Annotated in this window: 14 protein-coding genes and 1 pseudogene; 6 read left to right on the top strand and 9 right to left on the bottom strand. The window is 53.5% G+C overall.

Going from position 1 to position 18,947, the window contains the following annotated elements; all coding sequences use genetic code 11:
• Positions 1 to 198: 198 nt before the first annotated feature.
• Positions 199 to 600, top strand: a complete 402-nt coding sequence (locus MUN86_RS11875) for a hypothetical protein (protein ID WP_245117989.1) — start codon at positions 199 to 201, stop codon at positions 598 to 600.
• A 159-nt stretch (positions 601 to 759) separates the two neighbouring features.
• On the top strand, positions 760 to 1,179 hold the full coding sequence (locus MUN86_RS11870) for a hypothetical protein (RefSeq protein WP_245117987.1): 420 nt from the start codon (positions 760 to 762) through the stop codon (positions 1,177 to 1,179).
• A 36-nt stretch (positions 1,180 to 1,215) separates the two neighbouring features.
• On the opposite strand, the gene MUN86_RS11865 is transcribed toward MUN86_RS11870, so the two are convergent.
• From MUN86_RS11865 to MUN86_RS11840, 6 genes are all read right to left on the bottom strand, one after another.
• Positions 1,216 to 3,948: a restriction endonuclease gene (locus MUN86_RS11865; RefSeq protein ID WP_245117985.1), complete on the bottom strand. Its 2,733-nt coding sequence runs from the start codon at positions 3,946 to 3,948 to the stop codon at positions 1,216 to 1,218.
• Entirely contained in the window at positions 3,945 to 4,760 is an 816-nt protein-coding gene (locus MUN86_RS11860) for a hypothetical protein (RefSeq protein WP_245117982.1), read from the bottom strand. The genes MUN86_RS11865 and MUN86_RS11860 overlap by 4 nt, the downstream gene beginning before the upstream one ends.
• A gap of 18 nt (positions 4,761 to 4,778) precedes the next feature.
• Complete coding sequence (locus tag MUN86_RS11855; RefSeq protein WP_245117980.1) at positions 4,779 to 6,416, bottom strand: site-specific DNA-methyltransferase; 1,638 nt, start codon at positions 6,414 to 6,416, stop codon at positions 4,779 to 4,781.
• Complete coding sequence (locus tag MUN86_RS11850) at positions 6,326 to 6,700, bottom strand: hypothetical protein (protein WP_245117978.1); 375 nt, start codon at positions 6,698 to 6,700, stop codon at positions 6,326 to 6,328. The genes MUN86_RS11855 and MUN86_RS11850 overlap by 91 nt, the downstream gene beginning before the upstream one ends.
• 175 nt (positions 6,701 to 6,875) lie before the next feature.
• Entirely contained in the window at positions 6,876 to 8,045 is a 1,170-nt protein-coding gene (locus MUN86_RS11845) for an LLM class flavin-dependent oxidoreductase (protein WP_245117975.1), read from the bottom strand.
• Between the two features lie 91 nt (positions 8,046 to 8,136).
• On the bottom strand, positions 8,137 to 9,444 hold the full coding sequence (locus tag MUN86_RS11840) for an APC family permease (protein ID WP_245117973.1): 1,308 nt from the start codon (positions 9,442 to 9,444) through the stop codon (positions 8,137 to 8,139).
• Between the two features lie 515 nt (positions 9,445 to 9,959).
• Here MUN86_RS11840 and MUN86_RS11835 point away from each other — a divergent pair.
• The 3 genes from MUN86_RS11835 to MUN86_RS11825 all read left to right on the top strand — a co-directional run bounded on the left by MUN86_RS11835 (position 9,960) and on the right by MUN86_RS11825 (position 13,015).
• Positions 9,960 to 10,850: a DUF6565 domain-containing protein gene (locus MUN86_RS11835; protein WP_245117971.1), complete on the top strand. Its 891-nt coding sequence runs from the start codon at positions 9,960 to 9,962 to the stop codon at positions 10,848 to 10,850.
• A 321-nt stretch (positions 10,851 to 11,171) separates the two neighbouring features.
• Complete coding sequence (locus tag MUN86_RS11830) at positions 11,172 to 12,611, top strand: PAS domain-containing sensor histidine kinase (RefSeq protein ID WP_245117969.1); 1,440 nt, start codon at positions 11,172 to 11,174, stop codon at positions 12,609 to 12,611.
• Between the two features lie 8 nt (positions 12,612 to 12,619).
• Entirely contained in the window at positions 12,620 to 13,015 is a 396-nt protein-coding gene (locus tag MUN86_RS11825) for a response regulator (RefSeq protein ID WP_245117967.1), read from the top strand.
• Positions 13,016 to 13,494: 479 nt separating this feature from the next.
• Here MUN86_RS11825 and MUN86_RS11820 read toward each other — a convergent pair.
• A pseudogene (locus MUN86_RS11820) lies at positions 13,495 to 14,876 on the bottom strand (PQQ-dependent sugar dehydrogenase).
• A 342-nt stretch (positions 14,877 to 15,218) separates the two neighbouring features.
• Between MUN86_RS11820 and MUN86_RS11815 the strand changes: the two are divergent.
• Positions 15,219 to 16,955 (top strand): thiamine pyrophosphate-dependent enzyme, encoded by a 1,737-nt coding sequence (locus tag MUN86_RS11815; RefSeq protein ID WP_245117966.1) that lies wholly within the window; start codon positions 15,219 to 15,221, stop codon positions 16,953 to 16,955.
• A 155-nt stretch (positions 16,956 to 17,110) separates the two neighbouring features.
• On the opposite strand, the gene MUN86_RS11810 is transcribed toward MUN86_RS11815, so the two are convergent.
• Positions 17,111 to 18,118, bottom strand: coding sequence for an SDR family oxidoreductase (locus MUN86_RS11810; RefSeq protein WP_245125724.1), 1,008 nt, complete (start codon positions 18,116 to 18,118; stop codon positions 17,111 to 17,113).
• Between the two features lie 174 nt (positions 18,119 to 18,292).
• On the bottom strand, positions 18,293 to 18,934 hold the full coding sequence (locus tag MUN86_RS11805; protein WP_245117964.1) for a BLUF domain-containing protein: 642 nt from the start codon (positions 18,932 to 18,934) through the stop codon (positions 18,293 to 18,295).
• Positions 18,935 to 18,947 lie beyond the last annotated feature (13 nt).

The following is an 18,947-nucleotide window of genomic DNA, read 5'->3' as shown; positions in this document are numbered from 1 at the left end:
TGCAGCAGAAGAGGCCAACGCAAGATTGTTTCAATAAGAAATAAAGACGATATACTATATAAAGTCGTATATCCTTTTATCCTCTACTGCCAAACCACGGCCTGAGTACAGAGAAGTTGGTTGCGTCATGAAGCGTCAGGTACTGACCTGTAAGCTAGTTGGCTGTATTACTTGTAATTCAAATTCAATAAAAGGGATATGCAAACCTTGTTCGATATTCCTGGCTTAACCATTGCCCATGACCCAATTAATAAATGGCTGCATGTAACTTGGCGTGGTGAGCACAATAAAGAGTCGGCAATAGCAGGCTGCGCTATGATTTTAAACAAAGTGCGCCAAACAAAGAGCACGGCCATCTTGAACGACAGCAGCCAAGTGCGTGACGGTTGGAGCGAAGCAGTACAGTGGATTGGACAAGATTTTTTTCAGGCGCTTGCGGATAATAGCATTCAAGCAATTGCTTGGGTATCGCCCCTAGATTGGCCTGTTCGTATTGATATCGAGCGGGTACTAAGCTACACCACTCGCCCACTCGTTGACACCTTCGATGAGGTCGAATCTGCTTATTCTTGGCTGCGAACTATTACGGCACCTAAATAGAAGAAAAGTAAACTGCGCTGATGAGGTAAGTAATCATGCGCTAGAGGGTTATGAATATTATTACTTGCACGGGCTTATTTGCTTTAGCTTTGCTACTGCATTTATGTTTTAGTCCTATTTCACTAAGGACTTTTTCACTTCTCTTCACAAGCTACTCTTTTGAACATCTGCCCTTCCTCTGTCTGTTTTAAGAACGAGGTTAGTTGTATCACCAAAGCCGAAGAGAAGTACCTGCACGTGACGTGGTTGCCAGGAGCAGAATCCAGCCCTGAAAATCGTGCAACATTGGAACATTTATTGATCGAACTGGAGCAGTTGCGTTGGGGCAAGGTGCTGGTCGATCAACGGGTATTGATGCCCTTGTCCGAGGAAGATTCCGCTTGGCTTATGTTGGATTGGTTGCCTCGTGCTACCAAGCACAGGTTGTACCGGTACGGAGCTGTTTTATCGGCAAAAAATGTATTTAGCCGCCTAGATCTTCACTCTTTGACGCAGCAAGCGCAAGCTCAATTTCCAATTGTATATCGGCATTTCGAGGAAGAGAAAACTGCTTTGATTTGGCTGTTAGCACAGCAGTGAAGGTGCAAAGAATGCAATAAGGCAGTTCAAGCTAGATTAATTTACCGTTGCTATGCGGCTGCGGGATTTGATTTTGTCAAGCATCTCTGGCACAGTAGCTACCACATCGTAGTACACGGCCTCGGTTGCAAAAAGAGCGAAATGCTTTTGGCCGCATTGAATTTTCAGGTTTTCGACCTCTCGCCGCTGCTCATCCAAGGCTAATTTTATTTCGGCCACAAAATACACGGGACCATCTGCTTCTAGCAGCACAACCCAGTCAGGTACGTAGTGGCCAACTGGGGTGGGAATTTTGAAGCCGCGGGGAAGCTTGAAAAAGAACTTTACCGCCTCATTTGCTTCTAGGTCGCGGACAAAGGCGCGCTCCGTGTCACTTTCCACGTAGGCGTAGTTGTAGAGCGTTTTTTCCGGATAAACGTCCACAGCAAACAGGTTGCTTTGGAAAGCTCCCCGCTCTTCGTCGGCGAAAATGTGCAGGTCGTGTTGCTGGGTAAGCAGGCGCTCGTACTGCACGCCAGCTACGAGCAGTTTATTGAGTTTCTGTTGAAGTACGCGTACTACCTGATCGAGGAAAAGCTGAGGATTGATTTCCAACTCATCGTACCGTTCCGACTGTTTCAGAATTTCGAAGATGGTTTGCCGCGTCACGTCTACGCGCTGCTGAATGTAGGCGTACACATCCGGAATGGCGAAATTGGCGGCAGGCAGTTGGCTTGCCGTGGCTGTTTGCTGCGTAGCTTGTACACCAGTTCTCTCGCCCATGGTTAAGTAGGCCGTTTCGCTCATCAGCTTCGCCGACCCTGTCAGGGGTACGCGTGTGAAGTCCCGCAGTTCCTCAACCGCCTCCCGAACCAAGTCCACCGAGCTATACTGCACTCGGTAGCGGGTTTTGTGCTGGATTCGTGACCAAACTTCAAAAAATAGGGGGCAAGCCTCTGGGGTCAGCTCTTTCGTGAGTTGTATGGAAGCTACTTCGCGGGCGTTTTTGATTCGTTCTTCGAATTTCACACCCGTTTCTTCTTCAATTTCTGCTTGCAGAGCCCGCGCAAAGCTTTCGTAGCTTTCATTCGCTACCACTGTCAGCAGGTTCAAGCTTTTGTCCTGCACGCGTTGGCCGGCCGCATCTACCGGCAAGCGCAGGCCACGCCCGATTTCCTGGCGCTTGCGCAAAGCGGTTTTTGCCTCGCTGAGCGTGCATATCTGAAATACATTGGGGTTGTCCCAGCCTTCGCGCAGGGCCGAGTGCGAGAAAATGAATTGCACCGGCTCGGCTTGGCTGAGCAGCCGCTCCTTGTCTTTCATGATGAGGTTGTAGGTGTCATCATCGACTTTGGTGGTGCCGTTGGTGTCCTTCACCCCCTTTTTGTCCTGCGAAAAATATCCGGCGTGCACCTGCGAGGCCGCGTAAGGAATCAGGCCCTGGTATTCGGGTTGGCTGGCGTACTCTTGAAAAGCCTCTTCAAACCAAACGCCCAACTTGCCAAGCATAGGGAAGCCAGCTTCGTTGGTGCCTCGGTAATTAGCTACCCGGTCGATGAAAAACAACGACAGCACCTTGATACCGCGCGGCCGCAACTGCTTTACGCGCCGAAAGTGGTGCAGCACCGTTTGCTTAACCTGAAACTTCAGCACATCCTCGGTTGAGGCGCCTTGTGAGGCTCCAAGATGCACCACTAGGCCTCCGCTGAAGCGCACAAGGCCGGCTGCGGCATCTATTTCATTGAGCACAAACCCTTCCTGATACGCATCTCGCCCATTGGAAAGCGTAAACAGGTCGTCGCCGGGCTTGAGACGTTTTTCCACCTGCTTGACGCCCGTTTTGCCGTTTTCAAAAAAACGCAGCTTGGCGGCTAGCGTCTGCTTGCCGGGCACAATGGCCTGCAACTCCACGAAGGCCGCATTGTGGTTGGTGCCGCCCGTAATGCCATCCACCACAATTTGCTTCACTAAGCCCCGGTCGTAAGCTTGCACGGGGTTGAGGCTATACACCAGGTCGTAGAGGTGCTTGTGCGTGGCCGAGTAACGCAGCAAGCAGAGTGGGTTAAGGTTGGCCAGGGCCGCCCGGCGCACGTCGGTTTCCATGTTTTGTGGCTCGTCAACGATTACAACAGGCCGCACCCGCTGAAGGTATTCTATCGGCCGGACCCCCGTTTCGCGCTTGGTGTTGATGATGTTGCTGTCCTTGGTGAAGGCATCGATGTTCATGACCAGCACCTGCAACGTGTCACTAGCGGAGTAGTTGCGCAAAATCCCAAGGCGGCTACTGTCGTAGGAGCTGAAATTGATGGGCACTTGGCCGTAGAGCGTTTGGAAATGCTCGTGGGTTATTTCCAGGTTTTTAAGTACGCCTTCCCGGATGGCCACGCTGGGCACCACCACCACAAACTTGTGAAACCCATAGTGCTGGTGCAGTTCATAGATCGTGCGCAGGTAGGTGTAGGTTTTGCCAGTGCCCGTTTCCATTTCCACAGTCAGGTTTAGCGGAATTACGTGTTGCTGACTGTCTTTCTCGAAAGTGGTGCGCGCCAAGGTTGCCGACTGGCTTAGCTGTTGCCGGGCTTGCACTTCACGCACGTTGGCCAGTAATTGCTTTTCCGCCACTACTAGCTGATTGCCCACACTGTGGTCGTTGAAGTTCAGTGAGCTGCCTTCCTGCTGAAACACCGTTTCTGCCCCGCCGGACTGGAGTGGCTGCCCCCGAAATACGTCCACTACCGCTCGCACGGCGTCGAGTTGGTAGTCTTGCGAGCTATCAAACTGGAGTTTCATTTCTGGCGTTTGTTGGTGCTGGTGTAGTAGCTAAGGCCGGAAAAGTCGACGGATAGGGGATGCCTGACCACTACTTCTTTGTCTAGCAGCTGCACCTGGCCTCTAATGCAGGCTTGCTCTTGCAAATCCAGGTTACGGTGCATGGCCACCACCGGGTCACTGGCGGGTTGATACGCTAAAGTTATTGCCACACCGCCGTGGGAGCGGGCAATTCTGTTTAGGGCCGCATAATTGCGGTTGTCATCGACATAGGGCCGCCAGGTTTGCAACGATTCCTTTACGCGCTTCAACTCGTAGAATACCGCTTGGTGCATGTTGAAGGTGAAAGCATCAAGGTCGGCAACTACGCAAGACGAAGACAAGTACTGGCGAGTCCAGACCTGAAAAATATCGTTGGTGCTGCTATTGATGTCTTTTTTCGTGCCTGGCCGAGCAACAAAATGGCTGTTGTATTTGCCCACCAGATCGGCGAGGCCTTGAAAAGAGAGTTGCCTGAAACTTCCTTTACCCGGAAAAAACACATCGAACGTTTCCTGGTCGTCGGAGTAAAAAAGCTGGATGATAGGCTGGTAAACCGACCGCAGCCAGCCGAGCATATTCGTTTCAAACGCTTTCCAGTACACCGCCCGATAGTCGGGATTGGGCGACCGAATAGTTAAGAAATAAACCACAGTACCATCCTTAAGCATCGCAAAACGAACTTCCGCTTTGCCTTTTAGGCCAAGAAATCGTTCGGTGCTCGCATGGCCTGATACAAAACAGCCATTCGCTGCAAGGGCATCATTCAGCCAATCCTGCTTCGTAGTGTGCATGGCGCAACAGCAAATAAGCTACAAAATGGATAGTGCTATGCCCGCTTCGCGTAATTCGAGGCGGATGTTGCTGAGCGTAGCATCGCCGGATGCGGTGTTATAATCGCGGCCTAACACGAGTAGTTCTTTAGGTTTGACTCCACTAATCACGCCAAGCGCGTCGGAAGTTAATGTGCCCGTAGCTAGGCACAAGCTGCTATCTATTTGATAAATGTGCGGCTCAGAATATATTTTGCTAGGCTTGATGGTGAGTGGCTTGCCTGCTTTCAAGCAAATTTCAGTTAGCAGCGTTTCATCATCTAGCTGCTCGTGTTGCAACGAGTCAGTGAACAGTTCTAACTGCTGAAGCAGTGCTTCCTTGCTTTCATAACGCGGCTGCCAGACTTTGAAATTTGTGTCAACTAACCGATACGAGCGGAACCCGAGGCCTTTACCAGCACTGGCCTGATGCAGCACCGACTTAGCTGCGGCGTTTTGCAAAGCTGCTGCCGCTTTCTCAATGCGGGCTTTACTTACGTCGGCAATGTTGGTGTAGCCAAGCTTGGCCGCACCGCTATTTTTATCTACAGCCTCGGGTAGCTGAATGCAAATAAACTTTCGGTTGCCGCTATCCTCCAGGTTCTTGGCCATAACGGCGTGCGCGGTAGTAGCACTGCCCGCAAAAAAATCGAGTACCAAGTGCTGCTCGTCGGGGCGAGTACCTAGGTCGAGCATGCGCTTTAGCAGGCGAGTGGGCTTGGGGGTATCGAAGGGCAAGCCATTGAATAAGTCGCGCACTTCCTTGGTGGCTTCCTGGTTGTCGCCCACCTCGGCCCGCAGCCACAGCGTGGAAGGCGTCACGCCTTGCTTGACCTCACTTAAAAAACGCTTGATAGCCGGGATGTTGCTGCCGTCTTTACCAAAAGAAATCCGGTTGTCGTCGACTAGCTTTTGGAAATTGGTGCGGGAGGTGCGCCAGCAACTGCCACTCGGCGGGCTGACCACCCGGCCCGAAGGCGTAGTAATAGGATAGTCGTAATCGGCCGAGTAGGTTTTCACCAGAAAGTCGCCCGACTTCCACAGGCCGCGGGGGTCGTTGTCGGGGTTGGTATAACGGGCGTTCATTTCCTCGGTGCGTTCCAGCAGATAAGGGCGCCACAGTTCTTTATTTTTGGCGTACACCAGCACGTAGTCGTGCATGGCCGAAAACCACTTGGCGTCGTTCTGGGGGCTGTATTTCTTCTGCCAGATAATGCTGGCGACAAAGTTTTCCTCCCCGTAAATCTCATCGAGCAAGTGCCGAAGGTTGGTGACTTCGTTGTCGTCGATGGAAATGAAAATGACGCCATCATCGCGCAGCAAATTGCGCGACAAGTACAGCCGCGGCATCATCATGCCTAGCCAAACCGAGTGGTACTGGCCGTTCTCGCGGGTGTTGGTGCGCCACAAGTCACTTTTGTTAAGACGGCCCGCGTTGTCGGTGATGCCCGCCCGTTTTTTGTAGGCTGCCTGCTGCTCGCTGTAGTCGTCGGGGTACACAAACGAGTCGTTGCCGGTGTTGTAGGGCGGGTCAATGAAAATCATTTTCACTTGCCCGAAATACGACTTCTGCAGCACCCGCAGCACTTCCAGATTTTCGCCTTCAATGAACACATTTTCCGACGTGTCGAACTCCACGCTGCCCGCTCGGTCGGGGCTAGGGTAGCGGTGGTGCGCTTCTGGATTTCCTTGTAGGCGTCCGCCTTACCGGGCCAGTTCAGGCCGTACCGCTCCTCGCCGGTATGCACTGCCTCGCCGAGTGCCAGCCGGAGCTTATCAACGTCGAGCTTGCCTTCGCTGAAGGCATCGGGCAGCAGTGCTCGGAGCTGCGCCAACTTCTCTGCCGCTATGTCGAGGCTACTGCCATCAAGCTGTTCAGCATCTTGTGCGGCGGATGGGGTACGGGAAGCAGAGAAGTCCATGCAGCGAAAAAATAAGCGGGAGCAGCGAAGTCAGCCCCTAAGTTGCATACACCCGGCTTGCCTCGCAACTTCCTTCGCCAGCCTCAACTTTAGGTTTCTTGCTATAAACCTGTCCGTTAATCTTTTCACTACCTCATAAAAGCACGTGCGTCTCTGCCCCGTGTTGACCAACTCCTTAGCGCAGTGGTGCTGTTGTGAGAGGAGTGACTGGCGTTTCGAGCGGAATACGGCCTTGCACATGTGGCATGGAAACGTTGGGCAAGCGCGGCAGCACATAGCGAGCAAAATAATCGGCTTCGTTGAGCAGGGGATAGCCGGAGAAGATGAAGGCCCGGAAGCCCATGTCCATATAGCGGTTGATCTTTTCTACAATCTGGTCGGGGGTACCAACCAGCGCCCCGCCGGCGCCGGAACGGGCCTTGCCGATGTCGGTCCAGAGCAGAGGTTCGACAAAGCCTTCCATGTCGGCGTGCTCGCGGAGTTGGTTTTGGCGATGCACGCCCAACGACCACGAATCTTGGGCCCGACTCTTGATTTCGGCACCTTTCACCGGGTCAAACTTTGACATAAGCTTGCGGGCATAAGCCCGCGCCTCGTCCTCGGTTTCGCGCACGATGACGTGGATGCGGAGCCCAAAATCGATTTCACGACCGTGAGTGGCGGCGCGGGCACTCATGTCCTGCATGGTCTCGTAGAGCATCTCCTCAGTTTCGGGCCACATCAGGAACATGTCGCAGTATTTGGCGCACACCGCGCGGGCCCCCTCCGATGTGCCACCGAAGTAGAGCAGGGGGCCACCATTTTGCTGGTAAGGCTTGGCCGGGTCAGCGGGCATATCAAATTGGTACAGCTCGCCTTTATGCACGATGCGCTCCTGCGTCCAGGCCTGCTGCAAGATTTCGATGGTTTCGGCGCAGCGTTGGTAACGTAGTTCCGGTACCTCGCGCAGGCCGGGTAGATCGGAGTTGATGATGTTGATGGTGAGGCGACCGGCCAGCATATGGTCGAGCGAGGCCAGGGCCCGCGCTAGCATAGGCGGGTGAATTTCACCGGTCCGGATGGCAGTCAGCAGGTTGATGCGCGAGGTTTGCGGGGCAATGCCAGCGGCAAACGTCATGACATCTTGGCCCACGGTGTAGGAGGTGGGCAGCAGGATGTTGGAATAGCCTAGCTGCTCGGAGGCAAGCACAATGTCGCGGCAGTGAGCCCAGGAGCTGCGGTAAGCACCATCGAGCACACTCAGATACTGCGTGTCGCCCCCGCAGAGGTCGTCAAACCAGGATATTTCGGCCACGCGCTGGGGTGTACGGATGGCAACGGAAGTAATAGGAGTGGAGAGAGACATAAACTAGGAGTAGACCAGAAACCGAGGAAAAAGCAGCGCCAAATTGGAAAAGTAGGCTTGTGGGCGCCGCCGAAGTATCAATTTAACACCGCTATTGGGGTTGAGTTACTGGCCGTCGGTTCGAAACAAAGTAAAGCACCAATCCTGCAGCGGCGAATAAGGCTACATCACGCGCTTCGTTGCCTTTGCTGCTTGAAAGCAGCCACAAGCACAGCGCTACGCACAAAGCAGCTACCACCGCTCCGCCCCACACCCGAAACGGGGGCGGCAGAGCAGGGTAGCGGCGGCGCAGCACGGGCAGCGCGGCGCAGGTAAGAGCGAAATAAGTAAGCCGAATAATGGTGCTGAGCGTGAGAGCGTAAATAAAGGTGCCCGAAACTGCCAGAATCAGCTTCAACACCGCCGACACGAGCAGGGCCACGTGGGGCGTGCGGAACCGGGGGTGGGTGGCCTTGAAAAACGCCGGAATCTGCCCTTGCTCGGCCAACGCAAACAGTAGACGCGGCCCCGTCAGCATGAGGGCATTGAGTGTGCCAAGGGCCGTGAGCATAGCGGCGGCGGCCACAAAAGCCGCGCCGGCCGGACCTAAAAATCGTTGGGTGGCACTGGCTAGGGGTCGTTCGGCAGTAGCTAAGTCAGGTAGGGTACCAATGCACACCACCTGCACGAGCAGAAACAAAACAGCTACCGTGGCAATGGCCGTGAACAGCGCAAAGGGCACGTTGCGTTGCGGCTGCTGAATTTCGCCGGCCGGAATGGCCGCCACATCAAAACCAGAAAAGGTGAAGATGAGCAGCAACACAGCGCCGGAAAAATTGGTGTACGTGGGCGCAACGGCAAACGAAAACGCCTGCCAATCCACGAAAAACAAGCCCACGGCCGTGAATAGCACCAGCACCAGCAGCTTACTGACCGTGAACAGATTATTGACCAGTGAAGCAGTACGCACACCCACTAAGTTGAGTAACGTAAGACCCGCAATAAGCGCGGCCATCACGATAGCGCGCCCAGCGCCAGCGCCCACCACGGGCCAGAAGTACGCGGCGTAGTCAACGAACAGGTTACAAAGCGCCGCGAAACTAGCCAGGCGCGAAATCCACAGTAACCAGCCCACTTCAAACCCCACCAGTGGCCCAAAAGCCTCGCGGGCGTACAAATAAGGTCCACCCGCGCCGCTAAACCGGCTGCTAACTTCTGCGAAGCATAAGATAATAAGCGTGACTACTCCCGCACTAACCGCATAGGCGACGAGGCTATAAGCCCCAACCAAAGCGTAAATTTTGGCGGGGAGCCCCAGAATGCCGGCACCAATGGTGATGTTGACGATAAGGGCCACAAAGTCCCAGCGGCGTATGCCACGTACCAAATCGGGCTGTCCAGCAGCCGGGGGAGAAGTCATGCGAAGTAGCGAAAGAAATGGAAAAGAGTGGCTTGCGCCTCTCAAGTGCCGGGTCAGATGGTTGCGGGGCAACAACAACAGAGGCAGTTTCCATTTTGCTTTCCAAACAGCATACTAAACAGAGCAAGAAGATAATAACCGGTTTCTGTGCCGGCTCACGGTACACAGCCTAGCTGTGGGGTGGTAAATATAGGCAGCCGACCGTGTGGCACAAGTTTTAAACCTCGTCTAAAGCCCTGTACTGAACTTAAAGTTTGGTATCCGTCACTCAGCAAATTACAGAAAGTGAGCTGCCTATTTACGTGTTAACGATCGACGGAAAACATAACGATGAGACGGTGTTAGGCTCGTCAAGATGCTCCTCAGAAATTGTACAAATAAAACAATAAGCAGCACTTAAGTAGGGGGCGAAGCCTAAGCTACCTCGGCTAAATTCCAACCTTGGGACATCCGGTTTCGTTAAAAGCCAGACAGTCAACACTTGTCTGTTTTTCACTCGTGCTATTTCCAAGGTTATGTTCCAACTTCGCTTCAACACCCTACTGCTAGCCACCTCCTTATTAGCTGGTGGTAGCACTCTCGCTTTATCCAGCTGTTCTTCCAACAGCAAAAAAGAAGTTTCGCAGGAAGGTCAGCGTGCCTACGACAACTTGCAGACGTACGTAACTGAAGCCGAAACAACACCTACTACTACGGTAGCTGATACTTTTGCTGCCCGTCTGGCTGCAACACAGCGTTATTCGGCAGAATATGATACGGCCCAGCAAGCTGAAATTCGGCGTCTACAACAGCGCTACATGGCTGCCCAAAGCACAACGGCCACCAGCACCGCAACGGCTAGCGCAGATACCACGGGCGCTGTAGCCCCAATAGCCCCAACTACGACTGCACCTGCACCCGCTCCTGCGCCTGCTGGCGAGGCGCCTGCCAAGCTCTATAAGGCCAGCAGCCCCGCTGCTGCCATGACCGCAGCCAATGCGCGTGCTACCTACGAAGCCTTCGTTCAGCGAGTGAAAGCCAACGAAGACAAGTATGAGATTGGCGATTGGCGCGTCATCAACGCCGAATGGCGGGCCCTCGATCAGAAATATGATCAAATAAAAAGTGATGTGAGCGGCAAAGACAAAGCAGAAATTGCCAAAGAGAAACTGAAATACGCTGCTTTCAAATCCTTCGACAAAACCGAGTCGCGCGTGTCGCAAGGTGCTGACGTGGTAACCGGGGATAAGGCCGAGGCCCAAGCGAAAGGCAAGGGCGTGCAAGTGGAGCGCGCAGCCAAAAACACGGGTAGCGACGTGAAAGAGGCTGGTAAAGAAATAGGACAAGGCGCCGTGAAAGTCGGTAAAAAGGTTGGAGGCGCCGTGAAAGGCGTATTCGACGGTAAAGACGAAAAGAAAGCCGACTAACTTCTGTCATCAACTTATTGAAAAGCCGGTTCTTGGATTCAAGAACCGGCTTTTTGTTGCTAATCGCCAAAGTCAAAGGACTACAGTTGCTTAGGTTAGTAATCTATATTGCCTGTTCGTCATCTATTTCCTTTTATGATAGCACCAACGCTCCAAGTTACACTTGAGGACTTATTGCAAAATTTCGATAAATACGCGGTATTTGGAGCGTAACGCCGGAATAGAAGCTGGCGTACTGTTTTAAAATGAGTATGTAAAACTGATTTCTTTGCCTCTTTAGTGTAGCAGGATGCCGTTTCCTTATATAAGTACCACCTACTCATGAATGTGAGCGAGCAGTTCGTTGATAGTGAGCAACGCTTCCGGTCTTTATTTGAAAACAACTTAGATCTGTTGCTTTTCCAAAACGAAAAAAGCATCATTCTAGATGCAAATACGCCTTTCCTCTCCCTGCTACACCGCGAGAAGTCCGAGGTAATAGGGCATTCTATCGATGATTTTCTGCCCGAGGATTTAGTGGTATTCTTTAGGCAAAAGCTATACGAAGCTTTCCAAGGAAAACCAGTGCAGTTTGATGTGGCAGTACAGTTCAAGGGAGCCGAACCGAAAGTACTCAGCATTGCCAAGGTGCCTTTAGTCATCGATGGCGCAGTGGTGGGCGTGCACATGGTTGGCCGGGACATAACGGAGTTGACAGCTTCCAATCAACTAATCGAGGAACAAGCCCACAAACTCAATATCCTTTTCGAAAGCATTACGGATGCGCTTATTCTGCTCGATCGGGAATGGAACATAACATTCCTCAACCAAGAGGCGCAGCACCTGTTGAAGGTGAAAAGCCAGCAAGCCGTTGGCAGAAACGTGTGGGAAATGTTCCCGGCTGAAGTGGGCAGCGTTTTCTATCAGGAATACCACGAGGCCATGGCTACGGGCCAGGTAGTACATTTCGAGGCATACTACACCACGGGTGGGCTGTGGCTTGAAGTCAAAGGATTTCCGTCAGAAGAGGGCTTGTCGGTGTATTTCTCGGATATAACTACCCGTAGGGATGCGGAAGCCAGACAGGAAAGGCTAACACAGGACCTGTACCGCCACAACCAGGATCTGCAGCAATTCACATACATCGTGTCGCATAACTTGCGGGCGCCATTGGCAAACGCCTTAGGTTTAACCCAACTCCTGAAAGTCGACGACCCTGAGCAGGCCCCGCTCTTAGACCACTTGCATACGAGTCTACACCAACTCGATTCCATCCTGCAAGACCTGAATACCATACTATCCGTCCGGGACAGGCAGGGCGTGGTAGAGTCCTCGGAAGCGGTATTGGTGCTTGACGTGCTGCGGCAAGTAACCAACAGTCTACAGGAGTCACTCCAGCAATGCGGCGGCGAAATTGTGCTGAATGTTCCCGATGATCTGCAAGTACACGGCAAGCGCGCCTATCTGTTCAGTATCTTTTTTAACTTGCTCTCCAATTCAATTAAATACCGAGCTGAAGAACGCCCACTTTGGGTAACTATAACAGGAAATTCAAATCCAAATGGTGAGGTGCGACTCACTATAATGGATAATGGCTCAGGTTTTGATCGAGAAAAGGCGGGTGAAGACGTGTTTAAATTCTACAAACGGTTTCATTCGGTACCCGCTGGCCGCGGTTTAGGCTTGTATCTGGTCAATGCGCACGTCGAAGCGATGGGCGGCCGCATTGAAGTGCATAGTATGCCAGATGCCGGGACTGAATTTCAATTGCTCTTACACTAAAAGGATATATGCGAACCGTACTTGTAGATGACGATTATATCAGCGTGTTTCTTACCGAGAAAATATTAAAGCGAGAGGGTTTGTCAGAGGGTTTATGTTCATTTCAATCTCCCGAGGAAGCTTTACGCCACGTTCAGCAAAGCATCCCGCACAACATGCCCGACGTGATTTTGCTTGACCTCAACATGCCAGTTATTAGCGGCTGGGACTTTTTAATGGCCCTACGACCCTACGAAGCGCAACTAGCGGGTCGTTGCTTTATCTATGTTCTTACATCGTCACTGGCCCCCTCCGACTCAGAGCGCGTGTACGAGTTTCCGCTAGTAGCGGGCCTGATTCATAAGCCTCTCGACGACTTGCAAATTCAAACCATTCATGCGCAGGTAGCCGAAAGCCGTAACTGACTTTAGGTGCCTTGTTATTGCACAATATCAGTGGCAGATAGGCAGTATGTCGAAACAAATCAACTAGGAGTAGTACTCAGCAGAGCCGTCTGAGTTTAGACACTTGTCTGAAATCTTATATTCCTTATTAGAAAAGCAAAGCTATAAGCGAGAATGGCTTATTGCCAGCTCTTACACATCTATAAAGTGACGAAATAGTATTGCACCGTGACTTGTTGCCTGAATGGTACATTTCCTTGCTGTTAAGAGCGCATCATGAATAACTAGCTGAATGCTTTCTGTTTACCTGTGAGGTAGCCAGACACGAATTCCAGCGCTCTATTCAATTGCTATATCGTATGCTAGCTTGGGCTTACCCCGATCTATAACAACTAAAAAGCCCGGAGCCGGACAAACCGGCCCCGGGCAATGATTTCTCAACGCCTTTCAGAGCCTATCTGCTATGAGAGCGAAAGCAGAGTAGTAGCCTAGCCAAAAGCCTATCGGCTGGCAACGCCGTTGTTTTTCTGCGAGGCTTGCGTAGCACTAACCCGCCAAATTCGATTCCCAGCGTCGTCGGCAACCAGCATGGAGCCGTCGGCGAGGGTGGTAACGCCCACTGGGCGACCATAGGCGTTTTTGGTGCCGTCGCCTACCAAGAATCCTGTTAGGAAATCTTCGGACTTGCCGGCGGGACGGCCTCCTTTGAACGGCACGTACACCACTTTATATCCAGTGAAGGAAGATCGGTTCCAAGAGCCGTGCTGCCCCACAAAAGCACCGCCTTGGTAGCGGGCCGGAAAAGCCTGCTTGTCGTAAAACGATAAGCCTAGGGAGGCGGAATGCGGGTCGAGTAACACATCGGGGACTATGGATTTTTCAACCAAGTCGGGCCGTTCTCCTTTGCGCCGAGGGTCTTCGTTCGGACCGAGGTAGGCGTAAGGCCAACCGTAGAAGCCCCTTGCTTAACGCTGGTAATGTAGTCGGGCACCAAGTCGTCGCCGATGCCGTCACGCTCGTTTACGGCGGTCCAGAGTTGGTTGGTGCCGGGTTGCCAGGCCAAGCCTACGGGGTTCCGCAGCCCAGCAGCGTACACCTTCTCGCCGGAACCATCGGGGTTGATTTGCAGAATATCGGCCCGCCGAACTTCATTTTCAGCTCCGTGTTCCATCACATTCGAGCCGGAGCCCACCGATACGAAAATGGTTTTGCCGTCGAGGCTGGGAAGTAAGTTTCGGGTCCAGTGGTTGTTGTAGCCGCCTTTTGGCAAAGCCAGAATTTTCTTACCGGCCGCTGTTATTTTAGTTTGGCCTGCTTGGTAAGGGTACCGCATTACGCCGTCGGTGTTAGCGACGTAGAAGTAGTTGCCCATCACGAGCATGCCGAACGGCTGATTCAACCCCGTCAGGAATATTTCACGCACTTCCGGTTGGCCATCGCGGTTGGCATCGCGCAGCAACGTAATGCGGTTGGCACTCGTCTCGCGCATTGCTTTCGACTGCTTGAGCCCCTGTTTCTTCTCGCCTTTGGCCGTAGAAGTTTGGGGCACCGTGTTGGATTCAGACACGAAAATGTCGCCGTTGGGCGCCTGGTAAATCCACCGCGGGTTTTGGAAGTTGCTGGCGTAGTCGGCTACCTCGAAGCCCTGTGGGGCCTTTGGCATTTTGCCGGCAGGCCACCCAACCACTTGACTGAAGTTTTGCACATCGTGCGTGGTATCTGGGGCCGGTAGACGCTGGAGCTGCGCCGCCGCTAGTGAGGTATCGGCGGAGGCGGCTGCGCCTTGGGTTTCCTGTTGGGAAGCTTGATTTTGTTGCGCCGAGTCGCCGCAAGCCGCTAGTAGCCCAAGCGCGGGCATCAGCCAAGAATGTTTATGCCACATAAAGTAATGTTTGAATAAAGGACAAGTAGTTGACAGCAGATTTCTGCCACTCGATGGTTTACGCAAACAAGTAGTTGGCGGTATAGCGCCTTGATTATTGAATTCGGGCAAAATCCAGGAAGTAGGCCCTTCTGAAGAGAGCCGTATTCATTTCGGACCTCGAGTTTAGATACTCAGGACTAGGCAGCAGTTGCTCTTGCCAGCGCTTTACCGACTAGGAGACACTGATTTTGTTGGTAGCACGCCCGAAAAATCCGGCTTTATTTCACCGCTTATCCGCAGGCCAGAACGTATACCCAAGCACTTAGGGACCTTCCTTAGGCGGTATATCCTGGTTTAGGCATGGCTAAAAAGGTAGCAGAACAACTCGTAGAAATGCTGGTCGAGGCCGGCGTGAAAAGAATTTACGCCGTGACCGGCGACAGTCTCAACGAAGTTAACGACGCGGTACGGCGCAACGGGCAGCTCGAATGGATACACGTGCGGCACGAGGAAGTAGGAGCCTTTGCCGCCGGAGCCGAGGCGCAACTCAACGGCTTAGCGTGTTGCGCAGGCAGTAGCGGACCCGGCCACGTACACCTCATCAACGGCCTGTACGATGCCCACCGGTCCGGGGCGCCCGTTATTGCTATTGCTTCCACCGAAGCCAGTTTCGAGTTCGGTACCGAGCACTTTCAGGAAACCAATACCATCAAGCTGTTCGACGATTGTAGCTGCTACAATCAGATTGCCAGCACGCCGCAGCAGTTTGCGCGCATGTTTCAAGCCGGAATCCAGCACGCCATTAGCCTCAAAGGCGTGGCGGTAGTGGGGTTGCCCGGCGACGTGGCCGCCGCGCAAGCCGAAGAAAGCATGACGGCCATGCAAGTGTTCCAGACGAAACCCATTATCCGCCCCTCCGACCACGAACTGCTGTTGTTGGCAGACATGCTTAACAACCATCAGAAAATCACGCTCTACTGCGGCATTGGAGCTGCGGAAGCGCACGATGAGTTGATACAGTTGGCAAACTTGCTGCATTCGCCTATCGGCTACACGTTTCGCGGTAAGTTGGAAATCCAGTATGCCAACCCCTACGAAGTGGGTATGACGGGCTTGCTCGGCATGCCCTCGGCCTATCATAGCATGCACGAATCGGATTTGCTGGTGCTACTTGGTACCGACTTTCCATACACGGCCTTTATGCCGGTAAAGCCCAAAATCGTGCAAATCGACATCAAGGCCGAGCGCCTGGGCCGCCGCGCCAAAGTGGACTTAGGGCTGTGCGGTTCCATCAAAGACACGTTGCAGGCGCTGTTGCCGCGGGTTCGTCAGAAAACCGACGACAGCTTCCTGAAGGCTCAATTGGAGCTCTACCATCACGTGCAGAAAAACATGCGCGCCTACGTGGAAGACATGGGTAAGAACGACGCCATTCACCCCGAATATGTAAGCACGGTTATCGATGAGCTGGCCGCCGATGATGCCATTTTCACGGTCGATACGGGCATGAGTTGCGTGTGGGGCGCGCGCTACATCCGGGCCACTGGTCGGCGTGTGATGATGGGCTCTTGGAACCACGGCTCGATGGCCAATGCCATGCCGCAAGCCATTGGGGCGGCTCTAGCGCGGCCTGGTCAGCAAGTAATTGCCATGTGCGGCGACGGTGGCCTCACCATGCTGCTCGGCGATTTGTCGACCATTGTGCAATACAAGCTGCCCATCAAGATTATCGTGTTCAACAACCGGGCCTTGGGCATGGTGAAGCTGGAAATGGAAGTGGCTGGCCTGCCCGATTGGCAAACCGACATGCCCAATACCGACTTTGCCGCCATTGCTCAAGCCATGGGCATTGCTGCCGTGACGGTGCACGAGCCGGGGCAAGTGCGCCAAGCTCTGGAGCATGCCATGGCCTTCGATGGGCCCATGCTGGTGAATGTGCTAACCGACCCTAATGCCCTGGCAATGCCGCCCAAAGTGGAAATCGAGCAGATGGCCGGCTTTGCCGTATCAATGAGTAAGCTTATGCTCAGTGGTCGCATGGACGACGTGCTCGACACCGTGAAAGCCAACTACAAACACTTGCGAGAGGTGCTTTAGCCTGCAATAAGTGTTGGCCTGATACCGGACGAAGTGTTTAACAAGTTTAAAGCTAGGTTGCTACAAACAAAACGAGCGAGAAGGCAGGTTTCCTGCTTTCTCGCTCGTTGCTTTTATTGGAGTCTACTTCTTGAACAGGCTTGACTTATCAACCGTTATGGCTGCCCATCGCCGCCGGCAGCTCCGTACACTTGGCCGTTGGCGTAGCTCGCATCACTAGCTGCTAACTGCACATAAATAGACGCCAACTCGGCGGGCTGGCCAGGCCGACCTAGCGGTGTGGTACCGCCAAAGTTCTTTAATTTTTCCTGGGTGGCACCGCCGCTCACTTGCAAAGGCGTCCAGATTGGACCTGGGGCTACGCCGTTTACCCGGATGCCTTTGGGGCCAAGTTGCTTGGCCAACGAGCGAACAAAGCTAGTAGTGGCCGCCTTGGTTTGGGCATAATCGTACAGATCTGCCGAGGGGTCGGTGGCCTGCACCGAAGTGGTACCAATGATGGTTGAGCCTGGCTGCATATGCGGCAAGGCGGCTTTGATGATCCAGAACGGCGCGTAGATATTGGTTTTCATCGTCCAGTCGAACTGCTCGGTCGAGATGTCCAGAATCGACGGGTGGGCTTGCTGCCGGGCGGCATTGCTGACCAGAATATCCAGTCCCCCGAGCTCACGCACGGCATCGGCTACCATCTTCTGGCAGAATGCTTCGTCACGCAGGTCACCCGGAATGGCAATGGCTTTGCGGCCTTCGGCCTTGATGAGGGCAATAACTTCCTTGGCATCGGGCTCTTCGGCTGGCAGGTAGTTGATGGCTACATCGGCGCCTTCGCGGGCGTAGGCAATGGCGGCGGCGCGGCCCATACCAGAGTCGCCGCCCGTAATCAGGGCCTTGCGGCCTTTTAGGCGGCCCGAGCCTTTGTAGCTTTTCTCGCCGTGGTCGGGCCGCGGCTCCATTTGGCTGACAAGACCCGGCCAAGGCTGCGACTGGCTCTTAAATGGCGGTTTAGGATAAGTTTTGGTGGGGTCGAGCAGGGGAACTGGCGCCGAATCGGCAGCAACGGGTGCGCCCTCAACCGAGAGAACTGGGGAAATGGCAGCGGCCGCTATAGTGGCTCCTAAGCCGTTGATGATCTGGCGTCTGCTCAATTTATTTTCTTCTTGCATGGTACTGCTACGCTTGTTGCGCAGGTTAAATGAATACACGTGGGATAGGGGCAACCTTAGGCAATACCAGGCTAGATGAGCCATAAACGACAAAACCAGTTTCAACTCCCGGTTTAGTTGTACGGGCTGCTGTACCAGGCGTTCAGCAGGATTTATACGGATTTATATACAGCGCTAAATGCTTACCGATTGTGTGAAGTGGATGCCGCTCGTCGGCCCAGGCACTTGCTCTGGAACGACATGACTTCCAAATGCTTCAAGCAGCGCTTGCAGATGCGGGTCGTCCACTGCTAGTCCGGCGTAAGGTACCTGCCTCTTGACTGCGTCTAGCACCTGGTCTACCTGGGGCACGGCTAGCAGCCCAAAACCCATGCTCCAGTCGGCAAAGCGGCGTTCTGGGCTTGGCCCTTCTAGTACCGTCACCACTTGCTCGTGGCGGGTATCCGCTTTGATCCGGCTGTACAGAGCCCGAACGTCGGCTTCGGGTCCTTCCAGCACTTGCACGTACCGGCCTTCGCTGTAAAGCAACATGCCGGTAATCTGATGTTCGGCGTTGAAGTTGCGCGACCATTCTAGCAAGTTCGCCAAATCGGCCTCGCTTGGCAGCTTGGTGACCCGGCTATGGTATAGCACTTGGTACACGCTGAGGTCGAGCAACTCCACCACTTCCTCAATCGTGAGGATGCCATGTTGGTAGATGGACAGCAAGTGGCGCTCGTAGCGTTGAGGCGCCAACGACGTATCGGTGGTCAGGGCAACAGCCATTGCTACAGCTCGCTGCCGTTGAGCAAGGGTGTCGGAAGGAGAGTTTTGCATGCCTTTTGTACGT

The organism is Hymenobacter volaticus (genome assembly GCF_022921055.1).
GTDB lineage: Bacteria > Bacteroidota > Bacteroidia > Cytophagales > Hymenobacteraceae > Hymenobacter > Hymenobacter volaticus.
Note: the sequence above shows the minus strand (reverse complement) of the source record. Positions and strands in the feature narration are given on the sequence as shown.

Excerpts from the sequence above, each read along its gene's own strand:
- MUN86_RS11875 (WP_245117989.1), top strand. The coding sequence starts at position 199 with ATGCAAACCTTGTTCGATATTCCTGGCTTAACCATTGCCCATGACCCA.
- MUN86_RS11865 (WP_245117985.1), bottom strand. The coding sequence starts at position 3,948 with ATGAAACTCCAGTTTGATAGCTCGCAAGACTACCAACTCGACGCCGTG.
- MUN86_RS11860 (WP_245117982.1), bottom strand. The coding sequence starts at position 4,760 with ATGCACACTACGAAGCAGGATTGGCTGAATGATGCCCTTGCAGCGAAT.
- MUN86_RS11850 (WP_245117978.1), bottom strand. The coding sequence starts at position 6,700 with ATGGACTTCTCTGCTTCCCGTACCCCATCCGCCGCACAAGATGCTGAA.
- MUN86_RS11845 (WP_245117975.1), bottom strand. The coding sequence starts at position 8,045 with ATGTCTCTCTCCACTCCTATTACTTCCGTTGCCATCCGTACACCCCAG.
- MUN86_RS11840 (WP_245117973.1), bottom strand. The coding sequence starts at position 9,444 with ATGACTTCTCCCCCGGCTGCTGGACAGCCCGATTTGGTACGTGGCATA.
- MUN86_RS11835 (WP_245117971.1), top strand. The coding sequence starts at position 9,960 with ATGTTCCAACTTCGCTTCAACACCCTACTGCTAGCCACCTCCTTATTA.
- MUN86_RS11830 (WP_245117969.1), top strand. The coding sequence starts at position 11,172 with ATGAATGTGAGCGAGCAGTTCGTTGATAGTGAGCAACGCTTCCGGTCT.
- MUN86_RS11825 (WP_245117967.1), top strand. The coding sequence starts at position 12,620 with ATGCGAACCGTACTTGTAGATGACGATTATATCAGCGTGTTTCTTACC.
- MUN86_RS11815 (WP_245117966.1), top strand. The coding sequence starts at position 15,219 with ATGGCTAAAAAGGTAGCAGAACAACTCGTAGAAATGCTGGTCGAGGCC.
- MUN86_RS11810 (WP_245125724.1), bottom strand. The coding sequence starts at position 18,118 with ATGCAAGAAGAAAATAAATTGAGCAGACGCCAGATCATCAACGGCTTA.
- MUN86_RS11805 (WP_245117964.1), bottom strand. The coding sequence starts at position 18,934 with ATGCAAAACTCTCCTTCCGACACCCTTGCTCAACGGCAGCGAGCTGTA.